This is a genomic window from Streptomyces sp. NPDC038200, from assembly GCF_055600785.1.
This window is the reverse complement of record NZ_JBVJYH010000020.1, coordinates 10,184-31,661: the sequence shown is the minus strand read 5'-3', so window position 1 is coordinate 31,661 and position 21,478 is coordinate 10,184. Positions and strand designations below refer to the sequence as shown.

The following is a 21,478-nucleotide window of genomic DNA, read 5'->3' as shown; positions in this document are numbered from 1 at the left end:
ACCCTTCGGGGCACGACGAATCGAGGGGGAGCCGATGGACGAACCGTCCGCCACGCAGCGGGAACCCGCCCCGCGGCGGGACCAGGGGGACGCGCCGGCGAGCGTGATCGCCACGCGCGGTCTCACCAAGCGCTACCGCGGCGGACAGCTCGCTGTGGACGGTCTCGACCTGACCGTCCCGGCGGGCAGCGTCTTCGGCTTCCTCGGCCCGAACGGCTCCGGCAAGACCACCACCATCCGCATGCTGATGGGCCTGATCGAGCCGACCGCCGGCACGGCACGGGTGCTCGACCGCCCCATGCCGCGGTCGGCCCGCACGGTCCTTCCTCAGGTCGGCGCGCTCATCGAGGGCCCCGCCCTGTACGGCTTCCTCTCCGGCCGGGACAACCTGCTGCGCTACGACGCCGCCGACCCCACCGCCGACCCGCGCACCCGGCGCGCCCGCGTCGCCGCGGCACTGGACCGGGTCGGCCTCGCCGCCGCCGCGGGCAAGAAGGCGAAGGCGTACTCGCTGGGCATGAAACAGCGGTTGGGCCTGGCCGCCGCACTGCTCCAGCCGCGCCGGCTGCTCGTCCTGGACGAGCCCACCAACGGCCTCGACCCGCAGGGCATGCGCGAGATCCGCGCCCTGATCCGGGAACTGGCCGCCGACGGCACGACCGTCTTCCTCTCCTCCCACCTCCTCGACGAGATCGAGCAGGTGTGCACGCACGCGGCGGTCATGGCACAGGGCCGGCTCGTCGTCCAGGGCGCGGTGTCCGAGCTGGCGGCCGGGGCACGCGACCGGCTGGCGGTGACCACTCCGGACACGGGCGAGGCGACCCGCGTACTGAAGGAACTGGGCGTCGGCGATGTGACCGCCGACGGCGACCGGGTCACCGGCGAACCGCCCGAGCGGGACCTCGCCGAGGTGACCGCGGCCCTGGTCACCGCGGGTGTCCGCGTCCGGGGCCTCACGGTGGAACGCGCCTCGCTGGAGGACGCGTTCGTGGCGCTGACCGGGGAGGGCTTCGATGTCGCGGGCTGATGCGCTCCAGCCGGAGAAGGTACGCCGGCGAAACCCCCTGTGGACCCTCGGGCTGCTGCGCAGCGAGCTGGTCGTCACCGTCCGCCGCTGGCGCACCCTCGCCCTGCTCGGGGTGCTGGCCGCGGTTCCGGTGCTGATCGGGATCGCGGTGAAGCTCGAGACCCGGGACGGTGCGCCGGTGGGCGGCGGCAACGGCGAGGGCCCGGCGTTCATCGCACAGATCACCAACAACGGCCTGTTCCTGGTGTTCACCGCGCTGGCCACGACCCTGCCGTTCTTCCTGCCGCTGGTCGTCGGCGTCGTCGCGGGCGACGCGATAGCCGGGGAGGCGGGCGCGGGCACCCTGCGTTATCTGCTGGTCGCCCCCGCCGGCCGCACCCGGCTGCTGCTCACCAAGTACGCGACGGTGATGGCGTTCTGCCTGCTGGCCACCCTGGTCGTCACCGTCTCGGCGCTGCTCGTCGGCGCGCTGCTCTTTCCGCTCGGCGAGCTGACGACGATCTCCGGCACCCGGATCGGCTTCACCGAGGGGCTCGGCCGCGCCCTGCTCATCGCCCTGGTCGTCGCGGCTTCACTGATCGGCATCGCGGCCCTCGGCCTGTTCGTGTCGACCCTCACCCACAGCGGCATCGCGGCGATGGCGACCACGGTCGGCCTGCTCATCACCGTCCAGATCGTCGACCAGATACCCCAGCTGCACGCGGTGCAGCCGTACTTGTTCTCGCACCACTGGCTGTCCTTCGCCGACCTGATGCGTGACCCCGTCTACTGGGACGACCTGGTGAAGAACCTCGGCCTGCAGGGCCTGTACGCGGTCGTGTTCGGCTCGGCGGCCTGGGCGCGGTTCACGGCGAAGGACATCAACGCCTAGTCCTGGGCGCCGGCCTGGGCGCCGGCGGTCTCGTGGGGGAAGCGGGCGAGGGGCGCGTCCTGGGCGAAGAACGTCTTCGCGCGTGCCAGCGCGTCGGCGTCCGCGCGCACGTCACCGGGCGCGCTGCCGTTGCCCAGCAGAACGCCGCCGAAGCGCATCCCCAGGTACGCGGCGGAGTTGTTGAGGGTGCCCACGTAGGGGTCGGCGACGGAGGGCTCGTGGTCCGCCAGCGCGGCGATGCCCCAGAGGGTGCGGCCGGCCATCGTCGCCTTGAAGTCGAGTCCCGGTGTGCGCAGCCAGGCGGACCAGTGGTCCAGGTAGGTCTTGGTGAGGCTGGACACCGAGTACCAGTACAGCGGCGAGGCGATCACGATGTCCGTGGCCGCGAGCGTGGCGTCCAGCAGCCGGCCCGTGCTGGTGTCCGCCGGGGGCCGGACGTGGTCGCTGTCGTGCCGCAGGTCCGCGAAGTCGGGCAGGGGGTCTTCGGCGAGGCGGATCCAGCGCTGCTCCACATCGCCGGACAGCTGCGCGGCCGCCTCGCGGGCCAGCAGTTCGGTGTTGCCTTCGGTGCGGGCGCTGCCCAGGACGAAGAGGAAGCGGCGGCTCATGGGTCCCCCAGGTGAGACGTTTGGAAGCTCTGAATAGAGGCGTCTGCATCTTATGCACACGCATGCAAAATTGGCCAGGGTGTGGCTGGTGCGAGGCTGTGACGTCGCGGTGACGCGGAAGCCGGGGAGAGCCGACACACTGGTGGGTAGAACGCGTACGACCGGATCGCGGCGCCGGGGGAGTGAGGGACACCGATGGCTGGACTCAGCTTCGAGAAGAAGCGGGCGCGGCAGCCCGTGGGGCATCCGGCGGCGGTGGCCGTCCGGGTGTTCGGCACGGGAGGCGCGTCGGTCGGCGGGGCGTCGGTCGTGGCGGCACCGGGCGAGGACATCCAGCAGGCCGTCCTCAACCACCTCCAGCGCCTGGCCATCAGCATCGGCGCCCCCATACGCGCCACGATCCAGGACGACCTCGCCGGCTGCGTGGTCCCGTTGGAGGTCTCGGCGGACGGCTCCAGCCGGGTGACGGGAGAGGCGGTCCGGGCGACCGAAGCGGTGCCGGGCCCGCCGGCTGTGGCACCGGGGACGGTACAGGCTCCGACGGGGCAGTTCGGACCGGCGCCCGTGATGGACATGCCGGTGACGGACCTGCCGGTGACCGGCGTGCCGGTGACGGACGTGGCCGTGAGGGGCGCGGCTGTGTCGGACGCGCTCGTGACCGACGCGCTCGTGCTGGGCGCGTCTGTGGCGGACGTGCGGGCGACGGACGTGTCCGTGATGGACCCGCCTGCGGTGGACCCGCCCGTGGTGGGCGGGCCTGCGCGTGACGTGCCCGTCGCCGACGCGCAGGTCACACACGCCCGCGTCCCCGCGGTCCCGGCCCCCCTCGTCGCCGTACCGGCCGAGCCCTCCGTCTCCACTGCCACCCCCACCCCGGCCCGTGGCTTCGACGCGGTCGCCGAGGAGGTGCTCGGAGACGGGCCGCTGACCGAGACCGCCGAGGGTGCGGAGCTGCTCGGCGAGCCGATGAGCCGTATCAACGAGGCCGTGCGTGCGGGCCGTATCGACGCGGCGACGGAGCTGGCCGACCGGACCCTCTCCGAGGCGTCCGCCGTGTTCGGCCCGCGCCACGCCGAGGTGCTGCACCTGCGGGAACTGTGCGCGTACATCGCCTACTTGGCGGGCGACCCGGTCCGCGCCTTCCGGCTGTCCCTGGACGTCGCCCGGCAGCGCCGCCAGGCCCGGGACGGGGAGGCCGCCTACGGCAACGTGCAGAGCGCGGCCACCGCCTGGCGCGCGGTGCGCGATCCCGAGGAGGGACTGCGGATGGGCAGGGACCTGATCGACCTGTGGACGGACCTCACCGCCGAGCCCGGCCCCGCCGCCGACGACCTGCGTCCGCTGGAGTCGGCCCGCGCCCGCATGGTCCGGCTGACCGACCGCGCGGCCAAGGCGGCGCAGGCGTAACGGCCGTAGCGGTCGCGGACGGGCTAGTGCACGCAGAACTCGTTGTCCTCCGGGTCCGCCATCAGGACCCACTGGCCCGAAGGCTCCTTCACCTCGCGCAGCGTCCGGGCGCCCAGGGCCTGAAGACGTGTCACCTCGTCCGCGCGCCGTTCCGGGCCCGCGTGGATGTCGAGGTGGAGCCGGTTCTTGCCGGTCTTCGCCTCCGGCACCCGCTGGAACAGCAGCCGCCGGCCGAGCCCGGTGCCGGTCTCCGGGTCGTACGGGTCGTCGGGGTGCCGTACGGCGATCAGGTCACGGAAGGCGGCCCGGCCGTGGTACTCGACGGTGGCCTCCCCGGGCAGCGCGCCGACGGAGAGCAGCCGTTCGACGAGGGCGCTGTTGTCCTCGGCCGTGTAGTGCAGCGCGGCGGCCCAGAAGTCGGCCTGTGCGTGCGGGTCGGCGGCGTCGATGACGAGCTTCCAGTGCAGCGGGGCGGGAGTCTGTGCGGTCATGCCCCCCCTTATAGACCGGACCCCTCGGTGGAGGGGTCCGTTCCGCACCGTCAGACGTCCGCCGGAGCCGACGCGGGAGCCTCGGGGACCCGGGCCACCGGTACGGCTCGCCGCGCCGGCCGCCTGGCGAAGCGCAGCGCGTCGCCCGTCAGCAGGATCAGCGCCAGCCAGACCAGAGCGAACCCGGCCCACCGCTCGGGCGGCATGGCCTCGTCGAAGTAGAGGACGCCGAGCAGGAACTGGAAGATCGGGGCCAGGTACTGGAGCAGGCCCAGGGTGGACAGCGGTACGCGGATCGCCGCCGCGCCGAAGCAGACCAGGGGCAGGGCGGTGACGATGCCGGTGGAGGCGAGCAGAGCGGCGTGTCCGGTGCCGTCGTTCATGAAACTGGCGTCGCCGTGCGAGGACAGCCACAGCAGATAGCCGAGCGCCGGCAGGAACTGGATCGCCGTCTCGGCGGCCAGCGACTCGACGCCGCCGAGGGCGACCTTCTTCTTCACCAGTCCGTAGGTGGCGAAGGAGAAGGCGAGGCAGAGCGAGATCCACGGTGGGCGGCCGTAGCCGACGGTCAGGACGACGACGGCGGCGAAGCCGATCGCGACCGCCGCCCACTGCACGGGCCGCAGCCGCTCCTTCAGGAGCAGTACGCCCATCGCGATGGTGACCAGCGGGTTGATGAAGTAGCCGAGCGAGGCCTCGACGACATGGCCGGCGTTCACCGCCCAGATGTAGACGCCCCAGTTCACGGTGATGACGCCCGCCGCCACGACGACGAGAGCGAGCCGCCGGGGCTGGCGCAGCAGCTCTCCGGCCCAGGCCCAGCGGCGTACGAAGAGCAGCGCGACGGCGACGAACACGAGGGACCACACCATGCGGTGAGCCAGGATCTCCATGGCTCCGGCGGGCTTGAGCAGGGGCCAGAACAGGGGAACGAGCCCCCACATCCCATAGGCGGCGAAACCGTTCAGCAGGCCTATGCGGTGCTCTCCGTCGGACGTCTTGGCCAAGGCCCCTCCTTCTCGCCCGCGCTCCCGGCATGGATGCGCGAGGACGAAGGTAGCGCCGGGCACCCACGGCTGTCATGCCCGTATCGCAATACGGTCATGACAGCCGGGGATCCGCACGCCTCGGCCCTTGACCACGGCGGTGGGACGGCCTCGGCCTCCGCCCAGGGCGGTGGGCGGCCTCGGTCCTTGGGTGCGTCGGCGACGGCCTCGGTCCTTGGGTGCGTCGGCGACGGCCTCAGTCCTTGAGTGCGTCGGCGACGGCCTCCGTCAGTGGGGTGGTGGGGCGGCCGATCAGCCGGGAGAGGTCGCCGGAGGAGATGACCAGCTCGCCCTTCTCGATCGACGCGTCCACGCCCGCCAGGATCCCGGCCAGCGGCGCGGGCAGACCGGCGCCGGTCAGGATCTCGGTGAGGGTCTCCGTCGGGACCGGGCTGTAGACGATCTCCTTGCCGGTCTGTCGGCTCAGCTCGGCCGCGTACTCGGCGAAGCCCCACGCCTCGTCGCCGCCCAGCTCGTACGTCGTGTTCTCGTGTCCCTCGCCGGTCAGCACGGCGACCGCGGCGGCGGCGTAGTCGGCGCGGGAGGCCGAGGAGATCCGGCCGTCACCGGCGGACTGGACGACGGCGTTGTGCTCCAGCACGGGCGCCAGGTTCTCGGTGTAGTTCTCGTGGTACCAGCCGTTGCGCAGCAGGCTGTAGGGCAGACCGGAGGCGAGCAGTACCTTCTCGGTCGCCCGGTGGTCGTCCGCCAGCGCGGCCGTCAGGGACCCCGGGGCGCTGGTGTAGGCGAGCAGGGCCACGCCGGCCGCCTTCGCCGCCTCGATGACGACCGTGTGCTGTCCCACCCGGCCCTTGTCGAACTCGTTGCCGGAGATCAGCAGGACCTTGTCGCCGGCGGCGAACAGGTCGTCGAAGGTCTCGGGCGCGTTGTAGTCGGCCACGGCCACCCGCACGCCGCGGGCGGCGAAGTCGGCGGCCTTCGCCTCGTCACGCACGACGGCGGTGATCCGCTCCGCCGGAACCTTCTCCAGCAGCTGCTCCACCACATGACGGCCGAGGTGTCCGGTGGCTCCGGTGACGACGATGCTCATGGTGTGAAAACTCCTTCTCCGATGGGTATGGGACTCACCGTAGGAGCTGCACTAACCAAGCGAAAGTACCCACTTTGAAGTAAGGTACTTCCATGTCGGTAACCAAGGATGCGGGGGACGCCGAGGCGATGTGCCCCTACCGCCTGGTCCTGGAGCACGTGACCAGCCGCTGGGGCGTCCTCGTCCTCATCGAGCTGCTGGACCGGCCGTACCGGTTCAGCGAACTGCGCCGGGCGATCAGCGCCTACGGCGGCCGGGGCGTCAGCGAGAAGATGCTCACCCAGACCCTCCAGACCCTGGAGCGCGACGGCCTGGTGCACCGCGACGCCAAACCGGTCATCCCGCCCCGCGTCGACTACTCGCTCACCGCCCTCGGTCGCGAGGCGGCGGAGCAGGTGCGGACCCTGGCCCAGTGGACGCACGCGCGCATGAGCAGGGTCGAACAGGCCCGCCGCGCATACGACGAGGCCCGGGAAATCCAGTCCCGGGCCTCGTGATCAGCGGACGCCGTCAGCCGACGACCGTCCAGGTGTCCCCGCCCGCCAGCAGCGCGGCCAGGTCGCCCTTGCCGTGCTGTTCGATCGCGGTGTCGAGCTGCTCGGCCATCTGCGAGTCGTAGACCGGCCGCTCCACGGATCGGAACACGCCGATCGGGGTGTGGTGCAGGGTGTCCGGGTCGGCCAGCCGGGACAGCGCGAAGGCCGTGGTGGGGGACGCGGCGTGGGCGTCGTGCACCAGCACGTCCGCCTCGTTCTCCGGGGTCACCGTCACCACCTTCAGATCGCCGGTCCGCCCGTCCCGTACGACCCCTCTCGCCCGGTCGGCGCCGAAGAGGATCGGCTGCCCGTGCTCCAGCCGGATCAGCGCCTCCTCGGCCTGCTGCTTGTCCTTCAGGGCGTCGAAGGCGCCGTCGTTGAAGATGTTGCAGTTCTGGTAGATCTCGATCAGCGCGGTGCCCGGGTGGTCGGCGGCGGCGCGCAGCACCTCGGTCAGGTGCTTGCGGTCGGAGTCGATCGTGCGCGCCACGAAGGACGCCTCCGCGCCGATCGCCAGCGACACCGGGTTGAACGGCGCGTCCAGCGAGCCCATCGGCGTCGACTTGGTGATCTTGCCGACCTCGGAGGTCGGTGAGTACTGGCCCTTGGTCAGGCCGTAGATCCGGTTGTTGAACAGCAGGATCTTCAGGTTGACGTTGCGGCGCAGGGCGTGGATCAGATGGTTGCCGCCGATGGACAGGGCGTCGCCGTCACCGGTGACGACCCACACGCTCAAGTCACGGCGGGAGGAGGCCAGACCGGTCGCGATCGCCGGGGCGCGGCCGTGGATGGAGTGCATCCCGTAGGTGTTCATGTAGTACGGGAAGCGGGACGAGCAGCCGATACCGGAGACGAAGACGATGTTCTCCTTCGCCAGGCCCAGTTCCGGCATGAAGCCCTGCACGGCCGCGAGGATCGCGTAGTCACCGCACCCCGGGCACCAGCGCACCTCCTGGTCCGACTTGAAGTCCTTCATCGACTGCTTGGCCTCCGCCTTGGGGACCAGCTGCAGCAGCCCGTTGGTGGCGTCAGTCATCGATGGCCTCCTTCAGCGCCGCGGCGAGCTGTTCCGCCTTGAACGGCATGCCGTTGACCTGGTTGTAGGAGTGGGCGTCGACCAGGTACTTCGCCCGGATGAGGGTGGCGAGCTGCCCGAGGTTCATCTCGGGGATCACGACCTTGTCGTAGCTCTTCAGGACCGTGCCGAGATTGCGCGGGAAGGGGTTGAGGTGGCGCAGATGGGCCTGGGCGACGGACTCGCCGGCCGCCCGCAGCCGCCGTACCGCCGCCGTGATCGGGCCGTAGGTGGAGCCCCAGCCGAGGACCAGGATCTTCGCGCCGTGCGGGTCGTCGACCTCCACGTCCGGCACGTCGATGCCGTCGATCTTGGCCTGCCGGGTACGGACCATGAAGTCGTGGTTGGCCGGGTCGTAGGAGATGTTGCCCGTGCCGTCCTGCTTCTCGATGCCGCCGATACGGTGCTCCAGGCCCGGGGTGCCCGGGATCGCCCACGGCCGGGCCAGGGTCTGCGGGTCCCGCTTGTACGGCCAGAAGACCTCGGTGCCGTCCTGGAGCGTGTGGTTCGGACCCGAGGCGAACTGCACCCGCAGGTCGGGCAGCTCCTCCACGTCGGGGATGCGCCACGGCTCGGAGCCGTTCGCCAGATAGCCGTCCGACAGCAGCATCACCGGCGTGCGGTACGTCAGCGCGATCCGGGCCGCCTCCAGAGCGGCGTCGAAACAGTCGGCCGGGGTCCTCGGGGCGACCACCGGCACCGGGGCCTCGCCGTTGCGGCCGTACATCGCCTGGAGCAGGTCCGCCTGCTCCGTCTTGGTCGGCAGACCCGTCGACGGGCCGCCGCGCTGGATGTCCACCACCAGCAGCGGCAGCTCCAACGACACCGCGAGGCCGATCGTCTCGCTCTTCAGGGCGACACCCGGGCCGCTCGTCGTGGTCACCGCCAGCGAGCCGCCGAACGCCGCGCCCAGCGCCGCGCCGATGCCCGCGATCTCGTCCTCGGCCTGGAAGGTACGGACGCCGAAGTTCTTGTGCTTGCTCAGCTCGTGCAGGATGTCCGAGGCCGGCGTGATCGGGTACGAGCCCAGGAACAGCGGCAGATCCGCCTGCCGGGACGCCGTGATCAGACCGTAGGCCAGGGCCAGGTTGCCGGAGATGTTCCGGTAGGTGCCGACGGGGAAGGCCTTGGCGGCCGGGGCGACCTCGTAGGAGACCGCGAAGTCCTCCGTCGTCTCGCCGAAGTTCCAGCCCGCGCGGAACGCGGCGATGTTCGCCGCGGCGATGTCCGGCTTCTTCGCGAACTTCGACCGCAGGAACTTCTCGGTGCCCTCGGTGGGCCGGTGGTACATCCAGCTGAGCAGGCCCAGCGCGAACATGTTCTTGCTGCGCTCGGCCTCTTTGCGGGAGAGGTCGAACTCCTTCAGCGCCTCCACCGTGAGCGTGGTCAGCGGCACCGGGTGGAGGCTGTAGCCGTCGAGCGAGCCGTCCTCCAGCGGGGAGCTGTCGTAGCCCACCTTCTGCAGGGCGCGCTTGGTGAACTCGTCGGTGTTGACGATGATCTCGGCTCCGCGCGGGAGGTCGCCGATGTTGGCCTTCAGGGCGGCCGGGTTCATCGCGACCAGAACGTTCGGCGCGTCTCCGGGAGTGAGGATGTCGTGGTCGGCGAAGTGGAGCTGGAAGGACGAGACACCCGGCAGGGTGCCGGCGGGGGCGCGGATCTCGGCGGGGAAGTTCGGCAGGGTGGAGAGGTCGTTGCCGAAGGAAGCGGTCTCCGAGGTGAACCGGTCACCGGTGAGCTGCATGCCGTCACCCGAGTCCCCCGCGAACCGGATGATCACCCGGTCCAAGCGCCGCACGTCCTTCGCGCCGCCCGGTTTGCGCTGCTCTCCCACGACGGTTCCGTCGGTCTGCTCCGCTGGGCTGCTGACCTGGCTGGTCACTGAACTGGACCTCCTTCGAGGCGGCTGTCCGGGGCCGGTCGTCCCACGGACCATCCCAGGATCAACCCTACGTCGGTTAGGGTCGCCTTCCCGAGGTCATCCGTGGATTGGACGACATTTCGAGACGGCCTGTCGCGCTGACTTCACATCATGTCCCGCATCGCCGAAGCGCCGGTCAAGGCGCTCCCCGCGCGTTCCCAGGTTCTCTCCTCCGGCTCCCGCCGGGATCCCCACACGCCCCCTACGGGCTTCAACGACCTCCCCTCCGGGTCTCGGCGGCGTCGGCCCGCGCTCTCCTCCGGGTCTCCGTCCGGTCCACCCCCGAGTACCCGCCCCCGCGCGAAGGCCGGACGGCCCGGGGGACCGCCCGGCTAGGAGTTGAGATAGGTGAGAACGGCCAGAACCCGACGGTGGTCGCCCTCGCTCGGCGCCAGGCCGAGCTTCAGGAAGATGTTGCTGACGTGCTTCTCCACCGCACCGTCGCTGACCACCAGCTGCCGGGCGATCGCCCCGTTCGTACGCCCCTCGGCCATCAGCCCGAGCACCTCGCGCTCCCGGGGCGTCAGCCCCGTCAGCACATCCTGCTTGCGGCTGCGCCCCAGCAGCTGCGCGACCACCTCCGGGTCCAGCGCCGTACCGCCGTCGGCCACCCGCACCACCGCGTCGACGAACTCCCGTACGTCCGCGACCCGGTCCTTGAGCAGATAGCCCACGCCCCGGCTGGAACCGGCCAGCAGTTCGGTGGCGTAACGCTCCTCCACATACTGCGACAGCACCAGCACCCCCAGCTCGGGGTGCAGCCGGCGCAGCAGTACGGCCGCCCGGACGCCCTCGTCGGTGTGCGTCGGCGGCATCCGCACGTCCGCCACGACCACATCGGGCAGCTCGCCCCGGCCGTCCAGGTCGGCGATGGTCTTCACCAGCGCGTCGGCGTCGCCGACACCGGCCACGACCTCGTGTCCGCGGTCGGTCAGCAGCCGGGTCAGGCCCTCCCTGAGCAGCACTGAATCCTCGGCGATGACCACCCGCACTCTGTCCTCCACGATGTTCCGGCCCCCACAGCCCGATGCCGCGAACGCGGTACGCCGGTGCCGTACGCCCCCTGCGGGCGGCCGTGCCGTCCGCCGGTGCCGTCCGTCCGTGACGTGCGTTCGCGGTGTCCCCGTCGTCCGTGACGCCCGCCGGCCGCGGCATGTGCCTGCCGGCCGTGAGGGGCGTCCGTGACGTCCTACGGTGGTCCAGCATTCCAGGAAACGTGCCGGACCGCCGCCGTACCGGGGGGAATGCCGTGCGGCGGGCGAACGGCCGCGCTCAGCCGCCCTGGCGCCAGGGCAGTTCCGCGATCACCCGGGTGGGGCCGCCGGCCGGGGAGTCCACCACCAGGGCGCCGTCCACCGCGTCCAGGCGCGCGGCGAGACCGGCCAGTCCGGAGCCCCGCCCGACATCGGCGCCGCCCACGCCGTCGTCGGTCACCTGAAGCATCAGCCGGTCCTCCGCGCGCCACACGTCGACCGAGGCGGAGCGGGCCCGGCTGTGCTTGCTGATGTTCTGGAGCAGCTCGGAGACGGTGAAGTAGGCGATGCCCTCGATGGCCGGTGCCGGGCGGGCCGGCAGCTCGACCTCCACCTTCACCGGGACGGTGCAGCGGGAGGCGACGGCCGACAGCGCCGCGTCCAGGCCGCGGTCGGTGAGGACGGCCGGATGGATGCCCCGGGCGAGGTCGCGCAGCTCCTGGAGGGCCGTCTTCACCTCGCCGTGCGCCTCCTCCACCATGCGCGCCGCCGTCCGCGGGTCCTCCCGCAGCTTCTCCTTCGCCAGCCCCAGGTCCATCGCCAGGTTGACCAGCCGGGCCTGCGCCCCGTCGTGCAGGTCCCGCTCGATGCGCCGCAGATCGGCGGCGGCCGTGTCGACCACCGTCCCCCGGTCCGACTCCAGCTCCACCACCCGCGCCGACAGCGGCGACGGCCCGAGCAGCCCGCGCACCAGGAGCCCGTCCACGGTGGTCAGGGCCCGGACGAGCCACGGCGTGGCCAGCGTGAACACCAGCCCGACCAGCGCGGTCACAGTGATCTCGAACGGGTTGTCGAGGTAGACGCTGTGGTGGGTGTCGCCGTACAGCTGCAGGCCGCCCTCTCCGGCGTACGCCGGGAACACCCAGAACCACAGCGGGTAGCTCAGCAGCGCCCAGCCGCACGTCCAGAAGCTCACCGCCACGGAGAACGAGAACACCGCCCACGGGAACTGCACCAGGGCGTACACCACGTGCCGCCAGGAGGCGCCGCTCTTGAGCGTCGCGCCCATCCAGGCCGCCGCGCCCGGCCTGCGCATCCGCAGCGGTTCCGGGTCGGCCACGTCGATACCGAGCAGCCCGCGCGCCCGCGCCCGCTCCAGCACGCCGAAGCCCCGGCAGCCGGCGAGCGCCGCCGCCAGCACCGGGATGCCGAGGAAGGTCACCAGCAGGCCCGCGCCGAGGGCGACCATCGTCACCGTCCAGGTGAACAGCACCAGGGAGACCGGCAGGCTCAGCAGCACATAGGCGAACGCGCGCCGGCTGCGCGCCTCGAACGGCGCCCGCAGGGCGGCGGGAATGCGGGGGCCGGTTCCGGCCGTGCGCCCGTGCTCCCGCCCGTACCCGTGTCCGTACTCCATGGCCATCGATGCCGTCCTGTTCTCCTCGTACGAGCGGCGGTTCAGCCGTATCCCCAGAGTCGCCCGCGCGGAGCCGCCGGGCCATGGAGTCCGTCGGCGTCTCGAGCGGGGGGTTTTCCCCACCCCGGCGCTCCGCCGGGGCGGCTGTGAGGGGCGGTGGGGGCTGCCTGGGTTTCCGGCGTGGCCGGGAGTTTCCGGCCCGCACGGATTTCCTGCCCGCTTCCGGATTTCTGGCCCGCTTCCGGATTTCCGGCCTGCACGGGTTTCCGGCGTGCGGCGTGGCCGCGGGGTTCCGGCCCGCACGTGCTTTTCCGGCCTGCACGCGCGTGTGGGGCTTTTTCCGGGTTCCACGCGCGCGTGGAACCGTCCACGCGGCTCCACGCGCGCGGGGACGGGCGTTTGCCGCGTGGACACGCCTCCCGTGTCGCCGAGCCGCGTGGACACGCGTCCCTTACCGGCGGCTACTCCTGCCGGTCCCGCCACGGCAGTTCCGCGGTGACCACCGTGGGGCCGCCGGCCGGGGAGTCGACGACGAACAGGCCGTCCACCGCGCCCAGCCGGTCCGCCAGGCCCCGTATGCCGCTGCCGCCGTCCAGCCGGGCGCCGCCCCGCCCGTCGTCCCGGACCTGGATGAGCAGCCGGTCCTCCGCGCGCCACACCTCGACCGAGGCGGTCCGGGCCCCGCTGTGCTTGCTGATGTTCTGGAGCAGCTCGGACACCGTGAAGTAGGCGATGCCCTCGATGGCCGCCGTCGGCCGGGCCGGCAGGTCCGCGGTCACCGTGACCGGCACCGTGCAGCGCGAGGCGACCGACGACAGCGCCGCGTCCAGTCCGCGGTCCGTGAGCACGGCGGGATGGATGCCCCGGGCGAGGTCGCGCAGCTCCTGGAGGGCCAGCTTCACCTCGCCGTGCGCCTCCGCCACCATCGCCGCCGCCGTATCGGGATCCTCCAGGAGCTTCTCCTTGGCCAGGCCGAGCCCCATGGCCAGATTGACCAGCCGGGCCTGGGCACCGTCGTGCAGATCCCGCTCGATCCGGCGCAGATCGGCCGCCGCCGTGTCGACCACGATCCCGCGGTCGGACTCCAGTTCGGCGATGCGGCGTTCCAGCTCGTCCGAGGGCGACAGCAGCCCCCGCACCATCGCCCGGTCCACGTTCGCCAGGCCCCGCGTGAGATACGGCAGCACCGGCCACAACACGAACAGCGAGGTCAGCACGGTGCAGAAGGTGAGGATGCCCCACGGCAGCCGGATGACGTCGTACAGCAGCGTCCGCCAGCCCACCGGGTCCTTCAGCGCCATCCACAGCCGCTGCATCAGGCCCCCGCTCCTCGCGAGCGGCAGCGGCGTCGGCTCCTCCACCCGCACCCCGAGCAGCCTCCGGGCCCTGGCCCGCTCCAGCTTCCCCAGCTGTCGCGAGCCCGCCAGGCAGAGCGCGAGCAGCGGGAGACCGATCGCGGTGAGACTCAGGATGCCGCCGGCCACCAGCACGGTGAAGGCGTAGGTGAACCCGAGCACGGCCACCGGCAGATTCAGCAGGAGATACAGGATCTCCTTCCAGGTGTGCGCGTCGTAGGCCGGCCGGGGCGGAGGCAGACGGTGCAGGCCGTCGTGTCCGTCACGTTCGTCGGTGCCGTCGGTGCCGTCGGTCCGGTCGGCGGCGGGGCTGGGAGCGGTCATGCTGGTCAGCCTGCCGTGTGCGGCCCCCCTCACGCCATGCGGTACGCCGCCCTCCGCCGACGGGGGAAAACCCCACCCCCACCGCCTCCGGCCGTCTCACGGCGTGACGGGCTGCTTACCGTCTCTTTATCAGGGCCTAGACTCCCGTGCGTACAGATCCTCGAATCACGTTGCATCACAGAGTTCACTAAGGTCACGAGGTCAGGGAGCGAGGGACGACGGTGCGTGAGACGTTGGGGGACTCGTCGGTCACCGCGGCGCACGCCGTCGCGGCCGGCTACTTCCAGTCCTACTCGGTGGTCGGACTGCTCGCCCTCGTCGGCGTGCTGTTCGTCGCGGTCGCCTTCGGCGCGGGCCGCCTGCTGCGTCCGGTCGTGCCCACGCCGGAGAAACTCCTGACCTACGAATGCGGCGTCGACCCCGTCGGCGAGGGCTGGGCCCACACCCAGGTCCGCTACTACGTCTACGCCTTCCTGTACGTGATCTTCGCGGTCGACTCGATCTTCCTGTTCCCCTGGGCGACGGTCTTCGCCGCCCCCGGCTACGGCGCGACGACCCTTGTGGAGATGTTCATCTTCCTCGGCTTCCTCGCCGTGGGCCTGCTGTACGCATACAAGAAGGGCGTCCTGTCATGGACGTGAACCCGGACCCCGTCCACCTGCCGGAGCCGAAGCGGCTGGGCACCCTGGCCCGCCTGGCACCCGAGCCGATGAAAGTGGTCCTGAACTGGGGCCGCCGCTACTCGCTCTGGGTGTTCAACTTCGGCCTGGCCTGCTGCGCCATCGAGTTCATCGCGGCCTCGATGGCCCGCCACGACTTCATCCGGCTCGGCGTCATCCCCTTCGCGCCCGGCCCCCGCCAGGCCGATCTGATGATCGTCTCCGGCACGGTCACGGACAAGATGGCCCCGGCCGTCAAGCGCCTGTACGAGCAGATGCCCGAGCCGAAGTACGTCATCTCCTTCGGCGCCTGCTCCAACTGCGGCGGCCCGTACTGGGACTCCTACTCCGTCACCAAGGGCGTCGACCAGATCATCCCCGTGGACGTCTACGTCCCCGGCTGCCCGCCGCGCCCCGAGGCGCTGCTCCAGGGCATCCTCAAGCTCCAGGAGAAGATCGCCCGGGAGTCGCTGGGGGAGCGGTACGACAACGGATCCGGGGACGAGTCCGGTGCCGGGTCCGCCCGGCCGTCGGCCGCCGCCCTGCAGAGCGGCCTGGTACGGCCCCCGGCGCCCGCGTCCACCCCGTCCGAGGGGGATGCCCGATGAGCACGGCCGGCTGGCTGCCCGCTCCCGCCGAGGAACTCTTCGGCACGGACGCCACGGCCGAGGAGTCGTACGACCTCCTGACCGTGGACGTACCGCCGTCCGCCTGGCTCACCGCCCTGGAGACGGCCCGTACGACCCTGTCCTGCACCTATTTCGACTGGCTGAGCGCGGTCGACGAACCGGGCACCGGCTACCGCGTCTCCGCCCACGTCGTCGCCCTGAACCCGGTCCGCCGCCTCCTCGTCCGTACGACGGTTCCGCACGACGCCCCGGCGCTGCCCTCCGCCGTCGGCGTCTACGCGGGCGCCGCCTGGCACGAGCGCGAGACCCACGAAATGTTCGGTGTCGACTTCGAAGGCCACCCGGGGCTGGACCACCTGCTGCTCCCCGAGAACTTCGAGGGCCACCCGCTCCGCAAGGACTTCGTCCTCGCCGCCCGCGTCGCCAAGGCCTGGCCCGGTGCCAAGGAGCCGGGCGAGTCCGAGCACGGCGGCCCGAAGCGCCGGCAGATGCTGCCCCCGGGCGTGCCGGACCCCAACGAGTGGGGCCCCCTCAAGGGCCAGCTGCCGCCCGCCCCGGCCCGCCCGGCCCGGGCGGCGGGACGCGCCGCGGGAGACCGCCCGGCGCGCGCGGCGGGAGACCGTCCGGTACGGCGTACCCGTTCGGCCGCGGAGGGCTCGGCCAGCCAGGCGGCCCAGCCGGGCCAGCCGGTGCCGGGTGAGCCGGTTCAGCCGACCGAGGCTGCTGGTGCTGGTGCTGGTGCTGGTGCTGGTACGGGTACAGGTGCCGCTGCCCGGCCGCGCCGGATGCGGAGCGTGAGCGAGGGCTCGGCGAGCCAGCAGGCGGCGGGGGCCGAGGACGCGGCGACGCGCAAGCAGGCCGCGGCCGAGGGCGATGCCAGCCGAGCGGCGACGGCGGGGCCGACGGAAGGCCCGGCCGCCGAGGCCGCGGTGGCGCACGAGCCCGGCCCGACGCCCGCACCCGCCCGGCCGCGCCGCGCGCGCAGCACCTCGGACGCCCCGTGGCACCACGCCCGCCCGGCCTTCGACGAGCCCGAGCGGACACCCGAGCAGGAGCAGTCCCCCGAGCCGGAACCGCGACAGGCGGCCGAGCCGGAGCAGTCACTCCCGCCCGAGCCGAAGCCGGCACGCGGCCCCGAGCCGGAGCCCGTACGCGCCCCCGAGCCCGACCAGGCGCGCGCCCCCGAGCCGAGCCCCGAGAACCCCCAAGCCCCGGGCCGGACTCAAGACCCGAGCAAGCCCCAAGACCCGAGCAAGCCCCAAGACCCGAGCAAGCCCCAAGACCCGAGCAGCCCCGGCGACCCCACAGGAGGCCCGCAGTGAACGACGTGCTGGACGTCGCCCTGCGACTCCTCGTCGTGTTCGTCGTCTTCCTCACCTTCCCGCTGATCGTCGGCCAGACCGAGCACAAGGTGATGGCCCACATGCAGGGCCGCCTCGGCCCGATGTACGCGGGCGGTTTCCACGGCTGGGCCCAGCTGATCGCGGACGGCGTGAAGTTCGCGCAGAAGGAGGACGTCGTCCCGGCGGGCGCCGACCGCCGTGTCTTCCAGCTCGCCCCCGCCGTGGCCCTGCTGCCGTACCTCCTCGTCCTGCTCGCCATCCCGATCGGCCCGAGCGAGGGCGCCGTCGGCCAGGTGCTGGACGCCGGCGTGTTCTTCGTGCTCGCGGTGATGGGCGTGGGCGTGCTCGGCTCGCTGATGGCCGGCTGGGCCAGCGCCAACAAGTTCTCCCTGCTCGGCGGCCTGCGCACGGCCGCCCAGCTGCTCGCCTACGAACTCCCCATGCTGCTGGCGGCGGCCTCGGTCGCGATGGCCGCGGGCACGGTCTCCCTGCCCGGCATCCTGCACGCCTTCCACTGGTGGTGGGTGCCCTGGCAGATCGTCGGCGCGCTCGTCTTCTTCATCGCCGGACTCGCGGAGCTGCAGCGCCCGCCGTTCGACATGCCGGTCGCCGACTCGGAGATCATCTTCGGCGCGTACACCGAGTACACCGGCCTGCGCTTCGCCCTCTTCCTGCTGGCCGAGTACGCCGGCATCGTCGTCCTGTGCGGTCTGACCACCGTCCTCTTCCTGGGCGGCTGGCACGGCCCGTGGGGTGCCGACGGCCTCGGCTGGGTCTGGACCCTGCTGAAGACCGCGGTCCTCGCCTTCCTGGTCATCTGGCTCCGCGTGACCTATCCCCGGCTGCGCGAGGACCAGCTCCAGAAGCTCTCCTGGACCCTCCTCGTCCCCCTCTCCCTCGCCCAGATCGCCCTCACCGGCATCGTCAAGGTGGTGATCTCCTAGTGGCCCCCGTTCCCGGCGCCGGCCTCGCCAAGGGCCTGGCCGTCACCCTGCGCACGATGACGAGGAAGTCGGTCACCGAGCAGTACCCGGACGCCCTGCCCGAGCTGCCGCCCCGCACCCGCGGAGTGATCGGCCTGTTCGAGGAGAACTGCACGGTCTGCATGCTGTGCGCCCGCGAGTGCCCCGACTGGTGCATCTACATCGACTCCCACAAGGAGACGGTGCCGCCCGCCGCCCCCGGCGGACGCGAGCGCAGCCGCAACGTCCTCGACCGGTTCGCCATCGACTTCTCCCTGTGCATGTACTGCGGTATCTGCATCGAGGTCTGTCCTTTCGACGCGCTGTTCTGGTCCCCGGAGTTCGAGTACGCCGAGACCGACATCCGCGACCTCACCCACGAACGCGACAAGCTCCGCGACTGGATGTGGACCGTGCCGGCCCCGCCCGCCCTGGACCCCGGCGCGGAGGAGCCCAAGGAGATCGCCGCGGCCCGCAAGACCGCCGAGAAGCTGGCCGCCGCCCAAGCCGAGGCCCAGGATCCGCAGGAGGGTGAGTCGTGACCCTCGCCGCACCCGCCCTCACCGCACCCGCCCTCGCGGCCGGGCATCCCGCGCACCTCGCCGCGGCCGGGCACGGCTTCCTGTCCCCGACCGGCGTCGAGATCGCCTTCCTGCTCGTCGGCCTGGCCACCCTCGGCGCGGCCCTGGTCACCGTCACCACCCGGCAGCTGGTGCACGCCGCCCTGTGGCTGGTGGTCACCCTCGGCGGCCTCGCCGTCGAGTACCTGCTGCTCACGGCCGAGTTCATCGCCTGGGTGCAGGTCCTGATCTACGTGGGCTCCGTCGTCGTCCTCCTCCTGTTCGGCCTGATGCTCACCAAGGCCCCCATCGGCCGCTCCCCGGACGCCGACTCCGGCAACCGCTGGGCCGCCCTGACCGTCGCGGCCGCCGCCGCCGTCGCCCTGGTGTGGGTGGTCGTGGACGCCTTCCGCACCACCTGGATCGACCTGGACGGCCCGGCCGCCGGCACCACCCGGGTCACCGGCGCCAGCCTGTTCCGGCACTGGGTGCTGCCGTTCGAGGCCCTGTCCGTGCTGCTCCTCGCGGCCCTGGTCGGCGCGATCGTCCTGTCCCGCAAGGCCACGGCGGACGCGGACGCCGCACCCGCGGCCCCCGGGAAGGAAGGCGCGCGCTGATGCACCTCGCCTACCCCGCCGTACTCTCCGCCCTCCTCTTCTGCACCGGCCTGTACGGCGTCCTCGCCCGCCGGAACGCGATCCTGGTCCTGATGTCGGTCGAGCTGATGCTCAACGCCGTCAACCTCAACCTGGTCGCCTTCGACGTCTGGCTCAGCCGGACCGCGAAGGAGACCCTGCACTCCGGCCAGGCGCTGACCCTGTTCACCATCGCCATCGCCGCCGCCGAGATCGGCATCGGCCTGGCGATCGTGCTCGCCGTCCATCGCAACCGCGGCACCTCCGACATCGACAAGCTCCGCGACACCGCCGAGGGCCCCGAGCCCGCAGGCCCCGACACCGAGGGCCCCGGCACCTCCGCGGCCGAGAAGGCTGAGGCCTCCGCGTGACCACGACCACCCTCGCCGTCCTCGTCCCCCTCCTGCCGTTCCTGGGCGCCGCGGCCGGCCTGCTGCTCGGCCGCACCGCCCCCGGCTTCGTCCGCCCGCTCGCCGTGCTGCCGCCGCTGGCCTCGCTCGTGCTGGCCGCGCTGGTCGCCGTACGGCAGGGCGGCGACGCGGCCGTCGACGCCCACACGGAGCTGACGCCCACCGGATCCGTGCCGATCGAGCTGGCCCTGCACATCGACGGCTTCGCCGCGCTCGTCGCCGTCCTGGTCGCCTTCGTCGCGACCTGCGTGCAGATCTACTCCACCGGCTACCTGCGCGACGACCCCCGCTACCCCTCCTACGCCGCTCTCGTCTCCCTGTTCACCTCCGCGATGCTCCTGGTCGTCTACTCCGGCGACCTGATCGTGCTGCTGGTCGGCTGGGAAGTCATGGGCATCTGCTCCTACTTCCTGGTCGGCCACTACTGGGAGACCCCCGAGGCCCGCGCCGCCTCCCTGAAGGCCTTCCTCGTCACCAAGCTCGGTGACGTGCCGTTCCTCATCGGCCTGTTCGCCCTGGCCACCGACGCCGGCTCCTTCCGCATCACCCGCGTCCTCGGCGCCGTCGCGAGCGGCGACCTGCACCACCCGACGCTGATCGCCCTGCTGCTCCTCGCGGGCGTCGCGGGCAAGTCGGCGCAGTTCCCGCTGCACACCTGGCTCCCGGACGCGATGGCGGGCCCGACACCCGTCTCGGCGCTGATCCACGCCGCGACGATGGTCGCCGCCGGTGTCTACTTCGTCGCCCGTCTCCTCCCGGTCTTCGAGGCATCCCGGGCCGCGATGGTGGTCCTCGCCGTCATGGCCGCCGTCACCATGGCCGGCTCCGGTCTCGCCGCGCTCGCCCAGGACGACATCAAGCGCGTCCTCGCCTACTCGACGATCGGCCAGCTCGGCTACATGACCGGCGCCCTCGCCGTCGGCGACCGCGGGGCCGCCGTCTTCCACCTCCTCTCGCACGGTGCCTTCAAGGCGCTGCTGTTCCTCGCGGCCGGCGTGATCATCCACGCGGCCGGCACCAACTCGCTGGCCGCCATGTCCCGCATGCACGGGCTGCGCGACCGGATCCCGGACGCCTACTGGACGATGACCGTGGCGCTGCTCGCGCTCGCCGCGATCCCTCCCTTCAGCGGCTTCTTCTCCAAGGAGTCCGTCCTCGGCGCCGCCGAGCACGTGACCACCGGCCACACCGAGCTCGTCCCCGGCGCCGCCGGCTGGATCGTTCTCGTCGCCGGCCTGCTCACCGCCCTGCTGACCGCCGCGTACGCCACCCGGCTGTGGCTGCTGGCCTTCCGCGGGCGGGGCACCGAAGCCCCCGACCACGGCCGCCAGCCGCTCACCATGACCGTGGTGCTCTGGGTCCTGGCGATCCCCTCCCTCGCCTTCGGCGGGTTCGCCTACCGTTCGCTGCCCGGCTGGTTCGACGGCCGCGACCTGACCCCGACCCTCCTCACCTCGATCCTCGGCACGGGCCTCGCCGTGGTCGGCGGGCTGCTCACCTACGGCGCCTGGCAGCGCACCTCCGCACTCGCCGCCCGCACCCCGCTGGGCGCCGTCGCCGCCCACCCCGAGGGCGACGCCGGCCTGGTGGAGGCCGAGGCCATCGCCACCCACCGTCCGGCCTACGGCGACCTCGCCTACGCCCCCGACCCGGCGGACCCCGGGCGGCTGCTGCTCGGCCCCCTGCACCGGCCCGCGGCCCACGGATTCCACCTGGACGCCGTGTACGCGGCCCTGTTCGTCCGCCCGGTCCAGGCCGCGGCCAGTCTCGTCCGGTTCCTCGACCGCGAGGTCGTCGACACCTACGTAGGCGCCGCCGCCGCCCTGCCCCGGCTGCTCGGGGCCGCCGTACGGCGGGCCCAGACCGGCAATGTGCAGACCTATGTGAGCGCGCTGCTCGCCGGCACCGTCGTCCTGGCGGTCGCCGTCCTCCTCGTCGCCACGGGAGCGTGAGCAGGC

General features: G+C 72.2%; 21 protein-coding genes. 12 read left to right on the top strand and 9 right to left on the bottom strand.

The annotated features are described in order from the left end of the window. The first annotated feature begins 34 nt into the window (after positions 1-34). Together ACZ7KF_RS32115 and ACZ7KF_RS32110 are read left to right on the top strand one after the other, a co-directional pair. Positions 35-1,027 carry an ABC transporter ATP-binding protein gene (locus ACZ7KF_RS32115; protein WP_471082896.1) on the top strand — a complete coding sequence of 331 codons (993 nt, stop codon included), beginning with the start codon at positions 35-37 and terminating at the stop codon, positions 1,025-1,027. Continuing rightward, positions 1,014-1,898, top strand: coding sequence for an ABC transporter permease (locus ACZ7KF_RS32110; RefSeq protein ID WP_471082893.1), 885 nt, complete (start codon positions 1,014-1,016; stop codon positions 1,896-1,898). The genes ACZ7KF_RS32115 and ACZ7KF_RS32110 overlap by 14 nt, the downstream gene beginning before the upstream one ends. Here ACZ7KF_RS32110 and ACZ7KF_RS32105 read toward each other — a convergent pair. Beyond that, on the bottom strand, positions 1,895-2,506 hold the full coding sequence (locus tag ACZ7KF_RS32105; RefSeq protein ID WP_471082890.1) for a flavodoxin family protein: 612 nt from the start codon (positions 2,504-2,506) through the stop codon (positions 1,895-1,897). The genes ACZ7KF_RS32110 and ACZ7KF_RS32105 overlap by 4 nt on opposite strands. A 195-nt stretch (positions 2,507-2,701) precedes the next feature. Here ACZ7KF_RS32105 and ACZ7KF_RS32100 point away from each other — a divergent pair, with 195 nt between their 5' ends. Then, complete coding sequence (locus ACZ7KF_RS32100; protein WP_471082887.1) at positions 2,702-3,913, top strand: tetratricopeptide repeat protein; 1,212 nt, start codon at positions 2,702-2,704, stop codon at positions 3,911-3,913. Between the two features lie 23 nt (positions 3,914-3,936). Here the strand turns inward: ACZ7KF_RS32100 and ACZ7KF_RS32095 are convergent, their stop codons facing one another. From ACZ7KF_RS32095 to ACZ7KF_RS32085, 3 genes are all read right to left on the bottom strand, one after another. After that, positions 3,937-4,404, bottom strand: a complete 468-nt coding sequence (locus ACZ7KF_RS32095) for a VOC family protein (protein ID WP_471082884.1) — start codon at positions 4,402-4,404, stop codon at positions 3,937-3,939. A 50-nt stretch (positions 4,405-4,454) separates the two neighbouring features. Then, positions 4,455-5,411 (bottom strand): EamA family transporter RarD, encoded by a 957-nt coding sequence (rarD, locus tag ACZ7KF_RS32090; protein WP_471082881.1) that lies wholly within the window; start codon positions 5,409-5,411, stop codon positions 4,455-4,457. A gap of 235 nt (positions 5,412-5,646) precedes the next feature. Continuing rightward, on the bottom strand, positions 5,647-6,501 hold the full coding sequence (locus ACZ7KF_RS32085; protein ID WP_471082878.1) for an SDR family oxidoreductase: 855 nt from the start codon (positions 6,499-6,501) through the stop codon (positions 5,647-5,649). A 92-nt stretch (positions 6,502-6,593) separates the two neighbouring features. Between ACZ7KF_RS32085 and ACZ7KF_RS32080 the strand changes: the two genes are divergently transcribed. Continuing rightward, a complete protein-coding gene (locus ACZ7KF_RS32080) occupies positions 6,594-6,998 on the top strand; it encodes a winged helix-turn-helix transcriptional regulator (protein WP_471082876.1) in 405 nt (134 codons plus the stop codon). 13 nt (positions 6,999-7,011) lie between these two features. Here the strand turns inward: ACZ7KF_RS32080 and ACZ7KF_RS32075 are convergent, their stop codons facing one another. The 5 genes from ACZ7KF_RS32075 to ACZ7KF_RS32055 all read right to left on the bottom strand — a co-directional run bounded on the left by ACZ7KF_RS32075 (position 7,012) and on the right by ACZ7KF_RS32055 (position 14,322). Continuing rightward, positions 7,012-8,073 (bottom strand): 2-oxoacid:ferredoxin oxidoreductase subunit beta, encoded by a 1,062-nt coding sequence (locus ACZ7KF_RS32075; protein ID WP_471082873.1) that lies wholly within the window; start codon positions 8,071-8,073, stop codon positions 7,012-7,014. Continuing rightward, positions 8,066-9,994, bottom strand: coding sequence for a 2-oxoacid:acceptor oxidoreductase subunit alpha (locus ACZ7KF_RS32070; protein WP_471082871.1), 1,929 nt, complete (start codon positions 9,992-9,994; stop codon positions 8,066-8,068). The genes ACZ7KF_RS32075 and ACZ7KF_RS32070 overlap by 8 nt, the downstream gene beginning before the upstream one ends. A 371-nt stretch (positions 9,995-10,365) precedes the next feature. After that, positions 10,366-11,025 carry a LuxR C-terminal-related transcriptional regulator gene (locus tag ACZ7KF_RS32065; RefSeq protein ID WP_471083247.1) on the bottom strand — a complete coding sequence of 220 codons (660 nt, stop codon included), beginning with the start codon at positions 11,023-11,025 and terminating at the stop codon, positions 10,366-10,368. A gap of 280 nt (positions 11,026-11,305) precedes the next feature. Beyond that, a complete protein-coding gene (locus tag ACZ7KF_RS32060) occupies positions 11,306-12,649 on the bottom strand; it encodes a sensor histidine kinase (protein WP_471082868.1) in 1,344 nt (447 codons plus the stop codon). Positions 12,650-13,104: 455 nt separating this feature from the next. Continuing rightward, the gene (locus ACZ7KF_RS32055; RefSeq protein ID WP_471082865.1) at positions 13,105-14,322 is read right to left on the bottom strand and encodes a sensor histidine kinase; all 1,218 of its coding nucleotides are present in this window, start codon (positions 14,320-14,322) and stop codon (positions 13,105-13,107) included. Between the two features lie 221 nt (positions 14,323-14,543). Here ACZ7KF_RS32055 and ACZ7KF_RS32050 point away from each other — a divergent pair, with 221 nt between their 5' ends. The 8 genes from ACZ7KF_RS32050 to ACZ7KF_RS32015 are packed head-to-tail and all read left to right on the top strand — an operon-like array spanning position 14,544 to position 21,472. After that, on the top strand, positions 14,544-14,963 hold the full coding sequence (locus ACZ7KF_RS32050) for an NADH-quinone oxidoreductase subunit A (RefSeq protein ID WP_225825868.1): 420 nt from the start codon (positions 14,544-14,546) through the stop codon (positions 14,961-14,963). Then, positions 14,954-15,589, top strand: coding sequence for an NADH-quinone oxidoreductase subunit B (locus ACZ7KF_RS32045; protein ID WP_471082862.1), 636 nt, complete (start codon positions 14,954-14,956; stop codon positions 15,587-15,589). The genes ACZ7KF_RS32050 and ACZ7KF_RS32045 overlap by 10 nt, the downstream gene beginning before the upstream one ends. Beyond that, a complete protein-coding gene (locus ACZ7KF_RS32040) occupies positions 15,586-16,932 on the top strand; it encodes an NADH-quinone oxidoreductase subunit C (RefSeq protein ID WP_471082859.1) in 1,347 nt (448 codons plus the stop codon). The genes ACZ7KF_RS32045 and ACZ7KF_RS32040 overlap by 4 nt, the downstream gene beginning before the upstream one ends. Then, the gene (locus tag ACZ7KF_RS32035) at positions 16,929-17,897 is read left to right on the top strand and encodes a complex I subunit 1/NuoH family protein (RefSeq protein ID WP_471082856.1); all 969 of its coding nucleotides are present in this window, start codon (positions 16,929-16,931) and stop codon (positions 17,895-17,897) included. Before ACZ7KF_RS32040 ends, ACZ7KF_RS32035 begins: the two co-directional genes overlap by 4 nt. Continuing rightward, entirely contained in the window at positions 17,897-18,457 is a 561-nt protein-coding gene (locus tag ACZ7KF_RS32030; RefSeq protein WP_471082853.1) for a NuoI/complex I 23 kDa subunit family protein, read from the top strand. The genes ACZ7KF_RS32035 and ACZ7KF_RS32030 overlap by 1 nt, the downstream gene beginning before the upstream one ends. Continuing rightward, the gene (locus tag ACZ7KF_RS32025; RefSeq protein WP_471082850.1) at positions 18,454-19,092 is read left to right on the top strand and encodes an NADH-quinone oxidoreductase subunit J family protein; all 639 of its coding nucleotides are present in this window, start codon (positions 18,454-18,456) and stop codon (positions 19,090-19,092) included. The genes ACZ7KF_RS32030 and ACZ7KF_RS32025 overlap by 4 nt, the downstream gene beginning before the upstream one ends. Next, a complete protein-coding gene (gene nuoK, locus ACZ7KF_RS32020) occupies positions 19,092-19,481 on the top strand; it encodes an NADH-quinone oxidoreductase subunit NuoK (protein WP_471082847.1) in 390 nt (129 codons plus the stop codon). The genes ACZ7KF_RS32025 and nuoK overlap by 1 nt, the downstream gene beginning before the upstream one ends. Further along, positions 19,478-21,472: an NADH-quinone oxidoreductase subunit 5 family protein gene (locus ACZ7KF_RS32015; RefSeq protein ID WP_471082844.1), complete on the top strand. Its 1,995-nt coding sequence runs from the start codon at positions 19,478-19,480 to the stop codon at positions 21,470-21,472. The genes nuoK and ACZ7KF_RS32015 overlap by 4 nt, the downstream gene beginning before the upstream one ends. Positions 21,473-21,478: the final 6 nt, after the last annotated feature.